Origin of the sequence: Labedaea rhizosphaerae, from assembly GCF_004362825.1 — a bacterium.
Taxonomy (GTDB): Bacteria; Actinomycetota; Actinomycetes; order Mycobacteriales; family Pseudonocardiaceae; genus Labedaea; species Labedaea rhizosphaerae.
In genome coordinates this window covers 482,601-498,874 of the sequence record NZ_SNXZ01000006.1, presented here as the reverse complement: position 1 = coordinate 498,874, position 16,274 = coordinate 482,601, and the positions used below count along the sequence as shown (strand labels likewise).

Below are 16,274 nucleotides of genomic sequence, written 5' to 3'. Positions count from 1 at the left end.
CTTCGGATCATGCGTTCGACTGGGGACATCAGTCATGCCGGGCCCGGCGACCACAGCTCCTTGATCAGGAACCACGAAAAAGGTAACGGGGACACGCGCGGTCGGAACGGGGGACACGCGCGGAGGTCATAGTTTGGGGAGGGTTTGGGGTTTGCCGATGAGCGGGGCCAGGGGGTCGCCCCGCTCGGCCAGCCGGTCCAGGACCGTCCACAGTGTCCAGCCGTCCGGGCGCAGGTCCGGGTCGTCCAGCTCGTCCCAGGTGATCGGCACGGACACCGGCGCCCCCGGCCGGGGCCGGGTGCTGAACGGCGCGACCAGGGTCTTGTTGATCGCGTTCTGCGTGTAGTCCAGCCGCGCCTTCCCGCCGCGGCGGCTCTTCTGCCACTGCCAGCTGACCAGCTCGGGCACGGTGCGGCCGATCGCCCGCGAGACCTTCTCCACCCACGCCCGCGTGTCGTCGAAGGTGTAGCCGGGGCGCACCGGCACCCAGATCTGCACACCGCGCTGGCCGGTCACCTTCGGCATGCCTTCGACCTTCATGTGCTCCAACGCGGTGCGGTACAACCGCGCCAGCACGAGCACGTCGTCGAAGGTCGAGGACGTGCCCGGGTCGATGTCGATCAAAGCCCAGGTCGGCTGGTGCACGTCCGGCAGGGCCGAGGTCCACGGGTGCAGCTCGACGGCGCCGTAGTTCGCCATCCACACCAGCGCGGGCACGCTGTCCAGCACGGCGTAGCACTGCGTCTTGTCCGGATCGGCCTCGGCGTCGTGCCACTGCTTGAGCCAGTCCGGCGCGTGGTCGGGCACTTCCTTCTGCCAGAACCCGCCCTCGGTCACACCGTTCGGGAAGCGGTGGGTGTTGATCGGGCGATCGGCCAGGTAGGGCAACAGGTGCGGGCCGATCATGGCGTAGTAGCGGATCAGGTCCCTTTTGGACACCGGCCGCTCGCCGGGGAAGAGCACCTTGTCCAGGTTGGTCACCTTGACCCGGCGCCCGGCGAGCTCCCACGTGCCCGACCCGCCGAGGTCGTCCAGCGCGGCCAGCTCGTCGGCCGTCGGCGCCTCCCAGGGCTCCACCGGCTGGGCCGCCTCCGGGGCCGGGAGATCACTGCGCCACAACACTTCCGGCGCCGCGGCCACCTCGTCGTTGGTGCGGCCGGACTTCACCGACTTCGGCCGGTCCTCCGGGTCCCAGCCCCGCTCGGCGTGGTCGTCGTCCTTGTGGATGAGCAGCCACTGGTCGTCATCCCCGCGGCGCACCAGCACGAACCGGCCGGCCAGCTTCTCGCCGTGCAGGTCGAAGTGGAGCTCACCCTTCTTGATCGCCGCGGCGGGATCGCTGGTCTTGGCGGGTTCCCAGGTCCCCCAGTCCCACACGATCACGTCGCCGCCGCCGTACGAACCCTTCGGGATCACGCCTTCGAAGTCGTAGTACTCGATGGGGTGGTCCTCGACGTGCACCGCGAGCTGGCGGGACTTCGGGTCCAGCGTCGGGCCCTTGGGCACCGACCAGCTGGCCAGCAGGCCGTTGACCTCCAGCCGCAGGTCGTAGTGCGGGCGCCCCGCGCGGTGGCGTTGCACGACGAACCGGCCGGAACCGCCGTCGGCCCTCGAGCCGGCGGGTTCCGGGGTCACGCCGAAGTCCCGCTTGGCGTGGTAGCGCGCGAGCCGGTCCTGCGTCACGCGGAACGGATACCCGCGGCTCAGTCCGCGTACACCACCCGGTTCAGCGCCTGCACCACCTTCGCGTACACCGGCCCGGTCACCCCGTTGCGGGCCAGCGCGGCGCGGGCCGCGAACGCGCCGGGACCGCCGTGCACCGCGCCACCCGGGTGCGCCGACGCGCCCGCGAGGTAGAGCCGGTCGACCGGCGTGTCCGGCCGGCCGAGCCCCGGCACCGGGCGGAAGAACAGCTGCTGGTGGATGGCCGCGCTGCCCGCGTTGATGGCGCCCTCGACGAGGTTCGGGTTGTGCCGCTGGAAGTCCATCGGGCCCTGCACGTACCGGCCGCGGATCAGGTCGCGGAACCCCGGCGCGTGCCGCTCGACCAGATCTTCGAGCCCGGAAGCGACCACGCGCAGGGCGTCGTCCGTCCACTGCAGACCTCGCGGCACGTGCGTGTAGGCCCACGCCGTCTCCGTCCCGGCCGGCGAACGCGTCGGGTCCGTGGTCGTCATCTGGCCGAGGATCGCGAAGGGGTTCGCCGGGACGCGCCCGGCCGTGAGTTCGGCGGAGAACTGCGAGAGCCCCAGCATGTCCTGGTCGAGGTGGACCGTCCCGGCCAAGCGGACCTGCTCGTTGCGCCACGGGATCGGCCCCGAGAGGTTCCAGTCCACCTTGACCGTCGCGTCGTCCCAGTGGAACGCGGCGATGTCCTGCCGCAACCGCACGGGGAGGTGGTGCAGGCCAACGAGATCCTCGTACAACGTCGGCGCGGGCACGGCCGCGAGCACCGCCCGCCGGGCCCGCACCAGCCCACCTTGTTCGTCGGCCACCCCGAGCGCCTGACCGTCGGCCACCAGCACCGACGTCACCGGGCGGCCGCAGTCGATGCGCCCACCGGCGGCCCGCAGGCGGGTGGCCAGCGCCTCGGTGAGCACGCTCGCGCCGCCTTCGACGGCGGGGAACCCGACTTCCTGGGCGAGCATGCACAGCAACCAGCCGAAGATCGCGCTGCCGCCGTGCGCGGGGCCGAGATCGGTGTGCAAGGCGTTGCCTTCCAGCAACAACCGGGCGCCCTCGCCGCGGAACCGCTCCGCGCCGAGCGCGCGTGACGGCATCGTCACCATCCGCGCGAACCGCATCGCCTCGGCGACCCCGAGGTTGCGCAAGAGCCGGGCGGCCGGGCGGACCGGCGGGAACGGCGTGAACATCGCGTCGACGAGGTCGTCGCGCAGGTGCCGCCACCGCCCGTACTCGACGCGCCAGCGATCGCCGTCGCCCGGGTCGAACGCCGACACCGACGCCGCCGTCTCGTCCAGCGAACGCGACACGGCCGCACACCGGTCGTCGGGCATCAGGTGCGCGACCACCAGCGGCGCGTGCCGCCAGCGCAGGCCGTACGCGCTGAGGTCGAGCCCGGCCAGGATCGGGGACGCGGCGCCGAGCGGGTAGAACGCGCTGCACAGGTCGTTGACGAAGCCCGGCTCCATCAGCTCGGCGCTGCGCGCGGCGCCGCCGACCTGGTCGGCGGCCTCCAGGACCAGCACGTCCCAGCCCGCGTCGGCCAGGAGGTTCGCCGCGACGAGGCCGTTCGGTCCGGCTCCGATCACGACCGCGTCGACGGTGTCCGCCGGTTCGGGGTGCATGGAACCGTCTTACCTCCCCGCCGCCAGATCGCTGAGCCGGCGCACGGTTTCGCGGTTGCGCGGGATGAGCACGGCGCGCTGCAGCGGGTACGGGATCAGCCGGGCCGGGCCATCGACCAGGCTTTCCGCCATGGTGATCTCGGTACCGCCGTCGTGCGGTTCCAGGGTGAGCCGGATGTGGGCGACGCCCAGGCGCAGCAGGTGCGCCTCGAGCAGCAGCATCCGGTCCGGCTCGACCGCCAGCACGCTGGTCGAGTCCTGCATCTGCACCGGCCACGCGCCCGCGCTGTGGTGGATGCGGCTGCCTACGGCCGGCCAGTCGTCGTCGACGGCGCGGATGTGCGAGTTGCCGACCACCCAGCCCGCGTAGGACCAGCCGTCGGACAACGTCGCGAACACGGCGGCGGGCTTGTGCGGCGAGGCGAAGCGGACGGTGACCGCCTTCGGGTCAGCCGTCATCGCGCACCCGCTTGCGGTGGCTGGTGTCGCACAACGGGTACACCTTGCTGCGCCGGCACGTGCACACCGCGACCCGGAACCGGTCCGAGCGCACGGTCGTGCCGTCGGCGCCGACCAGTTCGACCGGCCCGTCCACCAGGATCGGGCCCTCGGACGTGATCGTCACGCGGGTCGGGTCAACTCGCTCGGTCGGCACGGATCACCACCAGTTCCTCGTAGTCCTGCCCGGGTTCGATGAGGCCACGCCGTTCGAGCAGCGCCTGGCGGCCGCGCATCACCGGACCGAACGGCTCGTCGCGGCGGGCGACCACCGAGGTCTTGAGGTCCCCGCCCCGCAGCTGCCGCAACGTCTTGTCCACATCGCACAGTGCGGAGTGGACGAGCAGCAGCATTCCCTCCGGGGCCAGCAACACCGGTGCCACCGCGCAGATCCGGTCCAGCAGGGCGCGGCCGTCGTGCCCGGCGTCCCACGCCCGCGCGGCCCCGCGTCTGGGCGGGTGCCGGTGGGCCGACGGCACGTACGGCGGGTTGGCCAGCACGACGTCGAACGGGCCGCGGTCCACGGCCAGGTCGAGCGCGTCCCCGACCGCCACCCGCACGCGGTGCCCGCGCACCCGTGCGTTCAGCCAGGTCGCGCACGCCGCGCGCCGGGACACGTCGATCGCGGTGACGTGACCGGCACCGGCTTCGGCCGCGGTCACCGACAACGCGCCGGTGCCGCAGCCGATGTCCAGCACCCGCGCGCCCGCCGGGAGCGCGGCATCCAACAGGGCCTCGGCCAGCAGCCAGGTGTCGCCTTGGGCCCGATACGCGCCAGGCGGGCGCAACAGGGTCAACATGGACCCGGGAATACCCAGGAACCGGCGTTCAAACCCGGACATCCGTGGGTAACACTCCCGAGTGGATGCGGACACCGCGCAAGGGCGCACGTTCGGCGTGGAGGAGGAATTCGTCCTCGTCGACGCCGAAACCGCCCGGACGCGTGCGGTCGGTCCCGCCGTGCTGGCCACCGCCAGCATGTCGCCGCCGGGCGCGGCGGACGCGACGTTGCAGGCCGAGCTCGCCGACGCCCAGGTCGAGGCGGCCACCGGCCGGTGCACCGACACCGGCGCCCTGGCCGAGCAGTTGCGCCATGCGCGGCAACGGCTTGCCGCGGCCGCCGCCGAACACGACACGCTGCTGCTGTCCACCGGATCGCCGCTCTGGGTCGGCGACCAGGTCAGCGCCGACGAGGCACGCGGCGCGCGGTTCAACCGGGTCGTCACCACCTACGTGGAATGTGCGCGGGACTACCAGGTCTGCGGCTGCCACGTGCACGTCGGCGTGCCCGACCGGGACACGGCCGTGGCGGTGGTCAACCACGTGCGTCCGTGGTTACCCACCTTGCTCGCCTTGTCGGCCAACTCGCCCACGCACCTCGGGCACGACAGCGGCTTCGCCAGCTGGCGGATGATCATGCAGTCGCGCTTCCCGGGCTCGGGCGTGCCGCCGTGGTTCGACTCGGCCGAGGACTTCGACGCCCAGGTCGCGCGTCTGGTGGACTGCGGCGTGCTCGTCGACGACCGGCAGTCGTTCTGGCTGGCCCGGCCGTCGCCGTGGCTGCCGACCGTGGAGTTCCGGGTCGCCGACGCCGTGCTCGACGTCGGCGAAGCCGTGCTGCAGGCCGCTTTGTCGCGGGCGCTCGTGCGCACGGCGTTGCGCGAGCTGGTCGCCGGGCGGCCGGGACCACCGGTCGACGACCAGGTGGCGGCGGCGGCCGTGTGGTCGGCGGCCCGCCACGGGCTCGCCGGGGCGGGCATCGACGTGCACGTGGCCAAGCAGGTGCCCGCGACCGACCTGCTGAACCGCCTGCTCGACTGGACCCGCCCGGCCCTGACCGAACTCGGGGATCTCGCCCTGGTCGAGGCCGGCCTGCAAGCCGTGCTGACGCACGGGACCGGGGCCGAGCGCCAACGCCGTGCATTGGCCGACGGACCGGACGCCTTGATCCGGATGCTGGCCGACCGAACCGTCGAGAGGAAAGCGAAGCCATGACGACACACCCGGCGGTGCGGCGGCCGTTGCCGACGCCCCGCGGCCCGATCTCGGCGACGGTGATCGAGGCGCTGGGCCGCCCGGCCGGTCACCTGCCGATCGTGGACGGCGATCCGTACGACGAGGACCACGCGCTGGCCCTGCACGTGTGCTACGAGCTGCACTACCGCGGCTTCACCGGTGTGGACGCGGAATGGGAGTGGGAGCCGGAACTGCTGCGGTTGCGGCGCGGGCTGGAGCTCGGGTTCCTCGACGCGCTGCGGTCCGATGTGGACGGTGGCGACGACGCGGCGAGCGCGCTGGACGGGTTGCTGGTGGAGGTCGTGCCCGGCAACGGCGTCTCGCACTTCCTGCGTGATCACGGCAAGTGGCAGCACATGCGCGAGTACTTCGTGCACCGGTCGATCTACCACCTCAAGGAGGCCGACCCGCACGCGTGGGTGATCCCGCGGCTGCACGGCCCGGCCAAGGCCGCACTGGTCGCGGTGGAGTACGACGAGTTCGGCGGCGGCCACGGCGAACGCATGCACGCCCAGCTCTACGCCGACCTGCTGCGCGCCGCCGGGCTCTCCGACGACTACCTGTCCTATTTGGACGACGTGACACGCCACACGTTGTTGCTGGTCAACCTGATGTCGATGCTGGGCCTGCACCGCAGCCTGCGCGGCGGCCTCGTCGGGCACTTCGCCGCCGCCGAGATCACCACGGCGCCCAGCGCGCACCGGATGGCGCAGGCGTTGCGCCGGCTCGACGCCGACCCCGCGTGCGTGCGGTTCTTCACCGAGCACGTCGAGGCCGACGCCGTGCACGAGCAGGTCATGCGCCGGGACGTGGTCGGCGGCCTGCTCGAGCGGGAACCGGAGCTGGCCGCCGACGTGGTGTTCGGCATCCAGGCCACGGACCTGCTCGAGCAGCGCTTCGCCGACCACCTGCTCGGCGCGTGGAAAGCGGGCCGCAGCTCGCTGCTACCGGACAGTTCCCTAGTCCAGCGCGGCGACGGGTGAGCCCGCCGGCTCGTCGGCTTCCTTCGGCGCCTCGGTCGGCGCGCCCCGCAGCGGCACGTGCTTGAGCGCGAGCGCGAACAGCGGCACCGCGACGGCGAACACGATGGCCCACACGAAGACCTCCGACAACGCCGTCGCCAGCGAGGCCATGAAGTCGTCGTGCACCTCGGGCCGCAACTGCTTGAGCGCCGCCGGGTCGACCCGGCCGCCACCGCTGGTGAACGCGGCGCCCTGCGGACCCAGGCGGTTGGTCAGCTCCTCGGTGAGCCGGTTGTTGAACACCGCGCCGAAGAGCGAGACACCGAACGAACCACCGATCGACCGGAAGAACATGGCGCTGCTGCTCGCCACGCCCATGTCCTTGGGGTCGACGCTGTTCTGCGCGATCAGCATGGTGGTCTGCATCAGGAAGCCCATGCCGAGGCCGAGCACGGCGATGAAGATGCCGGTCTGCCACGGCTTCGTGCTCACGTCCTGGGTGGACAGCAGGTACATGGCGACCGCCATGATCACGCCGCCGATCACCGGGAACGACTTGTAGTGGCCGGTCCTGGTGATCGCCTGCCCGACGAACAACGACACGACCATCGCCGCCGCCATCATCGGCAGCAGCAACAGCCCGGAGTTCGTCGCGCTCGCACCCTGCACGGTCTGCTGGAACAACGGCAGGAAGTTGATCGCGCCGAACATCGCGAAGCCGAGCAGGAAGCCGACCAGCGAGATCAGGGTGAAGTTGCGGTTGGCGAACAGGTTCAGCGGCAGGATCGGCTCGCGGGCCTTGCGCTCGACGAGCACGAAGGCCGTCAGCGTGATCACGGCGATCACGGCCAGCACCAGGATCTGCGCCGAACCCCACGCGTACTGCGTGCCGCCCCACGTGGTGATCAGCACGAGCGCGGCGATGCCGACGGTGAGCAACGCGGCACCCGGCCAGTCGATGCGGTGCTCGCTGCGCTTGCGCGGCAGGTGCAGCGTGGTGACCAGCACCAGCAGCGCGATGCCACCCAGCGGCAGGTTCACGTAGAACGCCCAGCGCCAGTCGAGGTGGTCGGTGATGAAGCCACCGACCAACGGGCCGGCGATCATCGCCAGCGACATGACCGCGGCCATGATCCCCTGGTAGCGGCCGCGCTCCCGGGGCGGGACGAGGTCGCCGATGATCGCCATGACGTTGACGATCAGGCCACCGGCACCCAGGCCCTGGATCGCGCGGAACGCGATCAGCTCGGTCATGCCGTCGGCCGTGCCGCCCAGCATCGACGACCCGGCCATGCCGCACAGCGCGGAGCCGACCAGGAAGATCACGATCGAGATGATGAAGATGGTCTTGCGGCCGTAGAGGTCGCCGAGCTTGCCCCAGATCGGCGTCGACACGGTGGTGCCGAGCACGTAGGCGGTGACCACCCACGACAGGTGCGCGAGCCCGCCGAGCTCGCCCACGATCCGGGGCATCGCCGTGCCCACGATGAAGTTGTCGAGCATCGCCAGCATCATGGCGAGCAGCAGGCCAGGTAGGACGACGAGCACTTCGCGTCGCATGCCGGGCGTGTCCTGCGACATCACGCTCCCCCTCGAAGAGAACCCCAGTAGTATTGCTTAAGGTAGCGCGAATAGTTTACGCGACGCAAAGTAGTTTACCGACCGGAGGGGCCTTGTGGCCGACCGTGACCAGCTGATCATGCACATCATGGAGACGCAGGCTGCGATGCGTGATGTGATGGCCGGGGCAAAGCACCCCCTGCTGGACCTGAACCTGACCATGCCGCAGCTCAAGGTCGCGCTCGTGCTCTACCGCCAGGGGCCGCTGGCGGCGCAGGACCTCGCGTCCCGCATCAACGCCAGCCCCGCGACGCTCTCCGGCATCGTCGACCGGCTGGTCGCCCAGGGTCTGGTGACCCGCAGCGAGGACCCGGCCGATCGCCGGGTGCGCAAACTGGAGCTGACCGAAGAGGGCCACGAGCAGATCGACCGGGTGACCCGGGCCGGCCAGGCGGAACAGCAGAAGCTCTTCCTGCAGCTGGAGGACCGGGGCCTGGAGATCGTCGCGGAAGCGTTCGACCTCATCCTGGCAGCCGCCAAGGAAATGCACGCTGAACAAGAGTGAAGTTCGTGCTTATGGCTGTTCCGTGGCACGAGCGCGCTGCGGTAAGCCAGTCGCATGACTTCGAAGCGCACGCTCGCCGTCACCTTCACGGCCGCCGCCGTCATCACCGGCGCGGTCGTCGCCACCACCCCCGCCACCGCGGCGCCCGCGTTCACCGCGTCGGTGTTCGCCGCGACGCACAACAGCTACTCCGGCGACGTCGACGGCGCGAAGGGGTCGATCACCTACCAGCTCGACCACGGCGTGCGGTTCATCGAGTTCGACATCCACGACAACGGCTACGCGACCAACCACGACTACTCGATCGGCCACTCGAGCCCGGGCGACCTCGTGGACCACGGCGGCGGCAACCCCGCGTCGAGCCTGCTGCACGACTGGCTCGCGGTCGTGTCGGCTTGGTCGGGCACGCACACCACCGCCGCCCCGATCGTGGTGATGCTCGACCTCAAGGACGACCTGACCGACAACCAGTCCTACGCCGCGGGCAACCTGACCGCGCTCAACCAGGAACTGCGTGCCGCGTTCGGCCCGAAGATGCTGGAGGCCAAGAACTACCTCAACGGCTCCACTGTGGATTCCTTGCGGGGCAAGGTGTTGCCGTTGATCTCCGGGGACGAGGGCACTCGCGCGGAGTACCGCCGCGACGTCGGCTACCACCCGGCGATCGCGCTCAACGGCCACGGCCAGGTGGTCGAGGTGCACGACTCCGGCGCGGGCGCGCTCTGGTACTGGACCGGTGCCTACGGCGCCGACGGCCGGGTGACCTGGCTGCGGCACGGGCGCTACGACAGCGGCGTCACGCCAGCGGTCGCGCTGAACGACAACGGCGACCTCGTCGAGGTGCACCAGTCCCAGAGCGCCACCACGCTCTGGTACCACGTCGGCCACCTCGGCGCGGACGGCGAGATCAGCTGGTCGGCGAGCCACCAGTACGACAACGGCGTGCTGCCGACGCTGGCGTTCACCGGTACCAGCACGCTGCGCGAGATCCACCAGAGCCAGAGCAGCAGCCAGAACTGGACGTGGACCGGCACGCTCAGCGGCTCGACGGTCACGTGGACCGGCAACGCCAAGACCTCCGCCGCCCGCTACGACAAGACGACCTCGGTGCGCGGCACGCAGAGCGTGCACGTCTACACCGGCGCCGATGGCGCCACTCCGGCGCAGACCCTGCGGGTGAGCACCGACCGGGTGGCCGGCGCCCGCATCCAGTACGACCAGGCGGCGTTCGACGAGTACCAGCAGGGCGACCCGGCCGAACTGCAGGACGCCTTGTTCTACGGCGCCCCGGCCACGGCCTCGTCGTTCATCGTGTCGGGGCGGCAGAACGGCCACCTCGTGCGTGGCTGGGACTTCGATTCCGCTGGTGAAGCCACCAACCCACCGGCCAGCTACCCGGCGTCGAACACCCCGTACGCGTCCTGGTACCAGACCATGATCGCCCAGCAAGGCGCCGTCTCGTAGCTCAATGGCGCCACTTTGGCGCCACTCTCGCTTGCATTGGCGCCACTCGTGTGCCAAAGTAGTCGCATGGACCTCGAGCCGTACGTCGAAAACCTCCGCTCCGAGCTTGCGGTGGCCGCCGAGGCAGGCGGCGCGGACAGCCGCGCCGTCGCCGAACGACTCACCGCCGCCCTGGAGTCGGCCACCCGGCTCACGCTGCTCAACGCCTTGTCCGCGGCCGCGGACGAGATCACGCGTGACCTGGCGCCGGGGTCGGTCGACGTGCGGCTGCGTGGTCTGAACCCCGATTTCGTCGTCACCTCGCCGGTGCCACCGGCCCCGGCCGAGGCGTCGGCGCCCACCGAGGCGCCATTGGCGCAACCGGTGGCGCCAAGTGGCGCCGATGATGGCGCCACCGCCCGGATCAACTTCCGGGTGTCCGAAGGCCTGAAGAACCGGGTGGAGGAGGCCGCGAGCCGCGAGGGGCTCTCGGTCAACGCCTGGCTCACCCGCGTCGTCGCGGCCCGGCTCGACGGGCAGACCACCCGCACGCCCAGCGCGAAGAGCGTCTGGGGCACCGGGGAGAGCTTCACCGGCTGGGTTCGCTAGCCGCTTCTGACCTGCGCAAACGCGCAACACAACACCTTTCGAGGGGACAGCCATGCCTGTTTACCAAACGCCTGAGCCCATTTCCGCCGTGCTGAAGCTGGTGGTCGGCGACACGAGGATCGTCGCGAGCGACCGCACCGACACCACGGTCGACATCCAGCCGCGCAACGCGGCCAACAACCTGGACGTGCGGGCCGTCGAGGAGACCACCGTCGAGTTCCGCAACGGCACGCTGACGGTGAAGGCGCCCAAGCCGAACCGGTTGTGGGGCCGCACCGGCGCGATCGAGGTGACCATCGAGCTGCCGAGCGGCTCGGCGGTGTCCTGCCAGTCCGCCACCGGCGACGTCACGACCGAGGGGCGGCTCGGGGCCTGCCGGTTCAAGACGGCGAGCGGTGACTTCCACCTCGGCCACCTCGGCGGGCTCGACCTGGACACGCCCAACGGCGACGTCGCGGTCGCGCTGGTCGACGGCAACGCCTCGGTCAGCGCGGGCGGCACCATGCGGATCGACGCGATCACCGGCACCGCGCACATCAAGAACATCTCCGGCGACACCTGGGTCGGCGAGTGCTCGGGCGAGGCCAGCTTCAACACGGCCAGCGGCGACATCGTCGTCGCGCGGGCCGAGCAGAACGTCACGGCCCGCACCGCGGCCGGCGACATCCGGCTGCTCGACGTGGTGCGCGGCACGATGTCGATGCAGGCGGCGAGCGGTGAGCTGGAGGTCGGCATCCGCCAGGGTTCGGCCGCGTGGCTGGACGTGAACACGCTCGTCGGCTCGGTGCACTCCGAGCTGGCCGTGGCCGACCACAGCGAAGGCGCGCCGGAGACCGTGAAGGTGAAGGCCCGCACCTTCAACGGCAACATTCTCGTGCACCGGGCGGGCTGATCAATGGCCGCGATCGAGGTGACCGGTCTGCGCAAGTCCTTCGGCGCCAAGACCGTGCTCGACGGGATCGACCTGGAAGTGCCCAGCGGCACCATCTTCTCGCTGCTCGGCCCGAACGGCGCCGGCAAGACCACGACCGTGCAGATACTGTCCACTTTGGTCCGGCCGGACGCGGGCACGGTCCGGGTCGGCGGGCACGACCTGGCCCGCGACCCGGCGGGCGTGCGCAAGCTCATCGGCGTGACCGGCCAGTTCTCCGCGGTGGACAGCCTGCTCACCGGCGAGGAGAACCTCCTGCTGATGGCGCGGCTGCACCACTACGACAAGCGCGAGGCGCGCGCCGTGACCGCGGACCTGCTGGCGACGTTCGACCTTGAAGACGCGGCGAAGCGGCCACTGGCGACCTACTCCGGTGGCATGCGCCGGCGCCTGGACCTGGCGATGACCCTGGTCGGGCGCCCGTCGATCATCTTCCTGGACGAGCCGACCACCGGCCTGGACCCGCGCAGCCGCCGGACGATGTGGGGGATCATCCGCAAGCTGGTGGCCGACGGCGTGACGATCTTCCTGACCACCCAGTACCTCGACGAGGCCGACGAGCTGGCCGACCGGATCGCCGTGCTGGACCACGGAAAGCTCGTGGCCCAGGGCACCGCGGCCGAGCTGAAGCGGATGGTGCCCGGCGGCCACGTGCGGCTGCGCTTCACCGACCCGGGCGGGCTCGACTCGGCGGCCCGCCTGTTCGAGGACACGACCCGTGACGACGAGGCACTGGTGTTGCGGGTGCCGGGCGACGGCGGGGTGCCGACCCTGCGCGGCGTGCTCGACCGGCTCGACGCGCACGGGGTCGACGTCGCCGAGCTGACCGTGCACACCCCCGATCTCGACGACGTGTTCCTCGCGCTCACCGCGGCGAAAGGCGGTGCCTGACATGGCAGCGATCGCAATCGATTCCTCGACGATGCTGCGGCGGGACCTGCAGCACGCCATCCGGTTCCCGATGCTGACGATCAGCGCGTTGCTGACGCCGACGATCATGATGTTGCTGTTCGTGTACGTGTTCGGCAACGCGATGAGCGCGGTGACCGGCCACGGCGACTACGTGAACTTCCTGGTGCCCGGCATCCTCGTGATGGCGATCGGCAGCAGCTGTGCCTCCACGGCCGTGACCGTGAACATCGACATGAACGAGGGCATCATCAGCCGGTTCCGCACGATGCCGATCGCGCGGAGTTCGGTGCTGATCGGACAGGTGGCGGGCGCGTTGATCCGCACGGCCCTGTCGCTCACGCTGGTGGTCTGCGTGGGTCTGCTGGCCGGTTTCCGCCCCAGCGCGGACTTCCTCGGCTTCGTGGCCTTCGCCGCGGTGACGTTGATGATCGTGTTCGCCATGACGTGGCTGGCGCTGGCGTTCGGGATGGCGACGCGGACGCCCGGCGGGGCGAACAGCACGACGCTGCCGCTGCAGTTCCTGCCGTTCATCTCGAGCGCCTTCCTCCCGCCGTCCGCGATGTCGGGCGGGCCGGCCTGGTTCGCCGCGCACCAGCCCTTCACGCCCATGATCGACACGATCCGCGGACTGCTCACCGGCGGGCCGGTCGCGCAGGCGCTGCCGTGGGCGATCGGGTGGTGTGTGGCGTTCACCCTGGTCGGCTACCTGTGGTCGCTCCGCTTGTACAACCGCGACATCTCCCGGTGAGGAAAGCGATGTTGGTCGCCCTGATCGCGCAGCGCACGGTCCTGAACGCCCGCTTCGCCTGGCACGCGGGCTGGCCGTCGACCCCCGGCGCACGCAACCCACGGCCGGCGGCACCGTCTCCCGCCAAGATCGCCCCGCCCAAGTGAAAGCCGAAGCCCTCCGAAGGCCCGCCATCCCGACCGGGATGGCGGGCGTTCGCCGTGCTTCGACTGCTCAAGGCTGGGTTCGAGGTGAGGTCTACACCGTAGACCGACTTGGTATACGGTGTAGACATGCAGCGTTGGATCACGGCGGCCGCGGCGATGCTGGGGACCGCGGTATTCGTCTACTTCGGCTTCGGCCTGGCACCGGTGGCCGCACTCGCCTGGCTGGTGCCGTTGCCCGCCCTCCTCGCGGCGCCGCGGTTGCCTGCGTGGCTGGCCTTGGCCGGCACCTTCGCCGGCTTCGTGCTGGGCACCACGCGGGACTGGGGCTTCTACTCGCGCTCGCACGACGAGCCGCTGAGCCTCGGCCTGACGATCAGCGCGGGGTTCGCGCTCACCCTGGGGCTCGCCGTCCTGCTCTTCCGTGCCCTGGTCAAGCGCAACCGCGCCATGCTCGCCGCCGCGGCGGCGCCCGCCGTCTGGGTCGGCGTGTTGTACCTGGTGGCCGTGCTCAACCCGGCGGGCATCGTCGGGACGTTCGCGGCCACGCAAGGCGATGTGCCCGTCGTGCTCCAAGTCGCGTCGGTGACCGGGTTCTGGGGCGTGGACTACCTGGTGGTGTTCGTGGCCGCGGTGCTCGCCGCCGTGGCGGCGCCGGGTGTCGCTCGCCTGCGGACCGCGGTGCTCGGAGTCGTGGTCGTGGCCGTGTGCCTCGGTTTCGGGATCGTGCGGCTGGCGCAGGACGACCCGGCACCGCAACGGGTTGCCATGATCGCCGACGACGCGACCGGGTGGGCGCCCACGGACCCGGCGGTCCTCAAGTCCTATGTGGACCGGATCGCCGCGCTGCCACCCGATGTCCGGACCGTCGTGCTGCCCGAAGGCGCGTTCGGTACCGACACCGCCGGGCTGCCGGGCATCACCACGCCGCTGCAGGCGGTGGCGCGCCGGCGCCACGTCGACATCGTGGCCGGCATCGCCCGCACCGACGGCACCACGAAATACAATGAGGCGTATACTTTTCCGGCCGACGGCGGCGCGCCGTCGGTCTACCTCAAGTGGCACGACCGCGTGACCAAGGCCGGTCACGACCTCGTCTTCCCACCCGTCGACGGCGCCCGGGCCGGCGTGGTGATCTGCGGCGACGTCGCGTTCCGCACCCCGTTCGACGGCTACGGTCGCGGTGGTGCGCGGATTCTGTACCTGCCCGCGTCCACGGAGAACGACAACGGCACGCAGATGAGCCGGAGCGCGTTGCTGCGTGGCGTCGAGAACGGGCTGGCCATCGTCTGGACCGGCCGGACCGGTGAGCTGATGGCCAGCGATGGGCGCGGCCGGGTGGCCGCCGTCGTCCACACCGGCGGTCCCTTCACGACGCTGATCACCGACGTGGCGCCGGGGCCGGGTGGGACGCCCTACAGCAGGCTCGGTGACTGGTTCGCGTGGCTGTGCGTCGCGGGTGCGCTCGTGAGCTGCCTTTTCACCAAGACGCGCCGGGCGCGGCCGCATACGGTCGAGGCATGATCGCGCAACCGTTGCTCGCCGTGCCCGATGTCGAGGCGTCCAGCCGGTGGTACCAGCAGGTGCTGGGCGCCGTCAGCGGGCACGGCGGCGCCGAGTACGAGGTGTTGCTGGTGGCCGGCTCCCCGGTGTTGCAGCTGCACCAGTGCGCGACCGGCCACCACCACGGCGTGCTGGCCGAACCGGGGGTGCCGCTGGGCAACGGCGTGGCCGTGTGGTTCCACACCGACGCGCTGGACGCGGCCGTCGCACGCAGCCGGGCGGCGGGGGCACGGGTCCAGACGGACCTGCACGTGAACCCGAACGCCGGGCACCGCGAGCTCTGGCTGCGCGATCCGGACGGCTACCTGGTGGTGCTGTCCGGGCCGTGAGCGCGGGCGCCGTCCAGGACGGTGAAGACGCTGCGCCGGCACAGTTGCCGGAAGTCCTTTTCGGACAGATCGATCCGGCCGCCGAGGTAGAGCTGCGCCAGGCCGAGACCGGTGGCGGCGAACGTCATCGCCAACTCCGCCGGGTCGCCCTCGCGCAAGAACCCCTTGGCCATCCCGTCTTCGACGGCCCGCAACATCGGCGCGAAGGACGGCGACCGCCCGGCCGCGTAGTCGGCCGGGAAGGTCCGCGTGCCCGCCCGCCGCTCGATCATGACGAGCGCGTAGAGGTGCGGTCGGCCGAGCGCGAAGTCGAGGAAGTCGTTGAGCAGTCCCAAAATCCGCCGCTCGAGATCGGGCTCGTCGTCGCGGCGACCCCACTGCTCGGCCAGCTCACCGGAAACCGCATCGGCGACCGCATCCAACATGGCCTCGCGGTTCGGGTAGTGCCGGTAGATGGCCATGGGCGTGATACCCACGGCGTCGGCCACCCGGCGCATGCTGACCGCCTGGGCGCCGTCACGCTCGAGGATCTCCCGTGCGACTTCGGCGATCCGCTGGCCCGTTCCACTAGTCACCCGTGAAGTCTACGGCGTAGACGGCGCGGCCGGTGGGTGAGCACTGCTCTCCGGCCGTTGATCCGGATGCGGGCGCGGATTACTCCGGCGCACAAGTGACGACGCGCGTCAG

Annotated in this window: 18 protein-coding genes; 11 read left to right on the top strand and 7 right to left on the bottom strand. The window is 71.0% G+C overall.

All coding sequences use genetic code 11. From position 1 onward, the window contains the following. Positions 1-126 precede the first annotated feature (126 nt). From ligD to EV186_RS31385, 5 genes are read right to left on the bottom strand one after another with little or no spacing between them, the layout of a single operon-like run. Positions 127-1,683 (bottom strand): non-homologous end-joining DNA ligase, encoded by a 1,557-nt coding sequence (ligD, locus tag EV186_RS31405; RefSeq protein ID WP_133853073.1) that lies wholly within the window; start codon positions 1,681-1,683, stop codon positions 127-129. Positions 1,684-1,703: 20 nt separating this feature from the next. Further along, positions 1,704-3,308, bottom strand: coding sequence for a phytoene desaturase family protein (locus EV186_RS31400; RefSeq protein WP_133853072.1), 1,605 nt, complete (start codon positions 3,306-3,308; stop codon positions 1,704-1,706). Between the two features lie 9 nt (positions 3,309-3,317). After that, entirely contained in the window at positions 3,318-3,767 is a 450-nt protein-coding gene (locus EV186_RS31395; RefSeq protein WP_133853071.1) for an SRPBCC family protein, read from the bottom strand. Continuing rightward, positions 3,757-3,963: a CDGSH iron-sulfur domain-containing protein gene (locus EV186_RS31390; RefSeq protein WP_133853070.1), complete on the bottom strand. Its 207-nt coding sequence runs from the start codon at positions 3,961-3,963 to the stop codon at positions 3,757-3,759. The genes EV186_RS31395 and EV186_RS31390 overlap by 11 nt, the downstream gene beginning before the upstream one ends. Beyond that, complete coding sequence (locus tag EV186_RS31385) at positions 3,944-4,603, bottom strand: HemK2/MTQ2 family protein methyltransferase (RefSeq protein ID WP_133853142.1); 660 nt, start codon at positions 4,601-4,603, stop codon at positions 3,944-3,946. Before EV186_RS31385 ends, EV186_RS31390 begins: the two co-directional genes overlap by 20 nt. A gap of 64 nt (positions 4,604-4,667) precedes the next feature. Between EV186_RS31385 and EV186_RS31380 the strand changes: the two genes are divergently transcribed. Next, positions 4,668-5,801: a carboxylate-amine ligase gene (locus tag EV186_RS31380; protein WP_133853069.1), complete on the top strand. Its 1,134-nt coding sequence runs from the start codon at positions 4,668-4,670 to the stop codon at positions 5,799-5,801. Further along, positions 5,798-6,805: an iron-containing redox enzyme family protein gene (locus EV186_RS31375; RefSeq protein WP_133853068.1), complete on the top strand. Its 1,008-nt coding sequence runs from the start codon at positions 5,798-5,800 to the stop codon at positions 6,803-6,805. Before EV186_RS31380 ends, EV186_RS31375 begins: the two co-directional genes overlap by 4 nt. On the opposite strand, the gene EV186_RS31370 is transcribed toward EV186_RS31375, so the two are convergent. Next, the gene (locus tag EV186_RS31370; RefSeq protein ID WP_133853067.1) at positions 6,782-8,365 is read right to left on the bottom strand and encodes an MDR family MFS transporter; all 1,584 of its coding nucleotides are present in this window, start codon (positions 8,363-8,365) and stop codon (positions 6,782-6,784) included. The genes EV186_RS31375 and EV186_RS31370 overlap by 24 nt on opposite strands. 94 nt (positions 8,366-8,459) lie before the next feature. On the opposite strand from EV186_RS31370, the gene EV186_RS31365 reads away from it, so the two are divergent. The 9 genes from EV186_RS31365 to EV186_RS31330 all read left to right on the top strand — a co-directional run bounded on the left by EV186_RS31365 (position 8,460) and on the right by EV186_RS31330 (position 15,587). Then, complete coding sequence (locus EV186_RS31365) at positions 8,460-8,909, top strand: MarR family winged helix-turn-helix transcriptional regulator (RefSeq protein WP_208115869.1); 450 nt, start codon at positions 8,460-8,462, stop codon at positions 8,907-8,909. Positions 8,910-8,963: 54 nt separating this feature from the next. Further along, positions 8,964-10,373 carry a PI-PLC domain-containing protein gene (locus tag EV186_RS31360; RefSeq protein WP_133853066.1) on the top strand — a complete coding sequence of 470 codons (1,410 nt, stop codon included), beginning with the start codon at positions 8,964-8,966 and terminating at the stop codon, positions 10,371-10,373. Positions 10,374-10,439: 66 nt separating this feature from the next. After that, positions 10,440-10,961 carry a hypothetical protein gene (locus tag EV186_RS31355; RefSeq protein WP_133853065.1) on the top strand — a complete coding sequence of 174 codons (522 nt, stop codon included), beginning with the start codon at positions 10,440-10,442 and terminating at the stop codon, positions 10,959-10,961. Positions 10,962-11,013: 52 nt separating this feature from the next. Beyond that, on the top strand, positions 11,014-11,853 hold the full coding sequence (locus EV186_RS31350) for a DUF4097 family beta strand repeat-containing protein (protein WP_133853064.1): 840 nt from the start codon (positions 11,014-11,016) through the stop codon (positions 11,851-11,853). A 3-nt stretch (positions 11,854-11,856) separates the two neighbouring features. Further along, positions 11,857-12,783: an ATP-binding cassette domain-containing protein gene (locus tag EV186_RS31345; RefSeq protein ID WP_133853063.1), complete on the top strand. Its 927-nt coding sequence runs from the start codon at positions 11,857-11,859 to the stop codon at positions 12,781-12,783. 1 nt (position 12,784) lies between these two features. Next, a complete protein-coding gene (locus EV186_RS31340) occupies positions 12,785-13,552 on the top strand; it encodes an ABC transporter permease (protein WP_133853062.1) in 768 nt (255 codons plus the stop codon). A gap of 8 nt (positions 13,553-13,560) precedes the next feature. After that, positions 13,561-13,698, top strand: a complete 138-nt coding sequence (locus EV186_RS39150) for a hypothetical protein (RefSeq protein WP_166659407.1) — start codon at positions 13,561-13,563, stop codon at positions 13,696-13,698. A 126-nt stretch (positions 13,699-13,824) separates the two neighbouring features. After that, positions 13,825-15,219, top strand: a complete 1,395-nt coding sequence (locus EV186_RS31335; RefSeq protein WP_133853061.1) for a nitrilase-related carbon-nitrogen hydrolase — start codon at positions 13,825-13,827, stop codon at positions 15,217-15,219. Then, a complete protein-coding gene (locus tag EV186_RS31330) occupies positions 15,216-15,587 on the top strand; it encodes a VOC family protein (protein ID WP_133853060.1) in 372 nt (123 codons plus the stop codon). Before EV186_RS31335 ends, EV186_RS31330 begins: the two co-directional genes overlap by 4 nt. Here EV186_RS31330 and EV186_RS31325 read toward each other — a convergent pair. Then, complete coding sequence (locus EV186_RS31325) at positions 15,560-16,162, bottom strand: TetR/AcrR family transcriptional regulator (RefSeq protein WP_133853059.1); 603 nt, start codon at positions 16,160-16,162, stop codon at positions 15,560-15,562. The two genes, EV186_RS31330 and EV186_RS31325, sit on opposite strands and share 28 nt — an antisense overlap. Between the last annotated feature and the right edge of the window lie 112 nt (positions 16,163-16,274).

Excerpts from the sequence above, each read along its gene's own strand:
- EV186_RS31400 (WP_133853072.1), bottom strand. The coding sequence starts at position 3,308 with ATGCACCCCGAACCGGCGGACACCGTCGACGCGGTCGTGATCGGAGCC.
- EV186_RS31395 (WP_133853071.1), bottom strand. The coding sequence starts at position 3,767 with ATGACGGCTGACCCGAAGGCGGTCACCGTCCGCTTCGCCTCGCCGCAC.
- EV186_RS31375 (WP_133853068.1), top strand. The coding sequence starts at position 5,798 with ATGACGACACACCCGGCGGTGCGGCGGCCGTTGCCGACGCCCCGCGGC.
- EV186_RS31370 (WP_133853067.1), bottom strand. The coding sequence starts at position 8,365 with ATGTCGCAGGACACGCCCGGCATGCGACGCGAAGTGCTCGTCGTCCTA.
- EV186_RS31360 (WP_133853066.1), top strand. The coding sequence starts at position 8,964 with ATGACTTCGAAGCGCACGCTCGCCGTCACCTTCACGGCCGCCGCCGTC.
- EV186_RS31355 (WP_133853065.1), top strand. The coding sequence starts at position 10,440 with ATGGACCTCGAGCCGTACGTCGAAAACCTCCGCTCCGAGCTTGCGGTG.
- EV186_RS31350 (WP_133853064.1), top strand. The coding sequence starts at position 11,014 with ATGCCTGTTTACCAAACGCCTGAGCCCATTTCCGCCGTGCTGAAGCTG.
- EV186_RS31345 (WP_133853063.1), top strand. The coding sequence starts at position 11,857 with ATGGCCGCGATCGAGGTGACCGGTCTGCGCAAGTCCTTCGGCGCCAAG.
- EV186_RS31340 (WP_133853062.1), top strand. The coding sequence starts at position 12,785 with ATGGCAGCGATCGCAATCGATTCCTCGACGATGCTGCGGCGGGACCTG.
- EV186_RS39150 (WP_166659407.1), top strand. The coding sequence starts at position 13,561 with ATGTTGGTCGCCCTGATCGCGCAGCGCACGGTCCTGAACGCCCGCTTC.
- EV186_RS31335 (WP_133853061.1), top strand. The coding sequence starts at position 13,825 with ATGCAGCGTTGGATCACGGCGGCCGCGGCGATGCTGGGGACCGCGGTA.
- EV186_RS31330 (WP_133853060.1), top strand. The coding sequence starts at position 15,216 with ATGATCGCGCAACCGTTGCTCGCCGTGCCCGATGTCGAGGCGTCCAGC.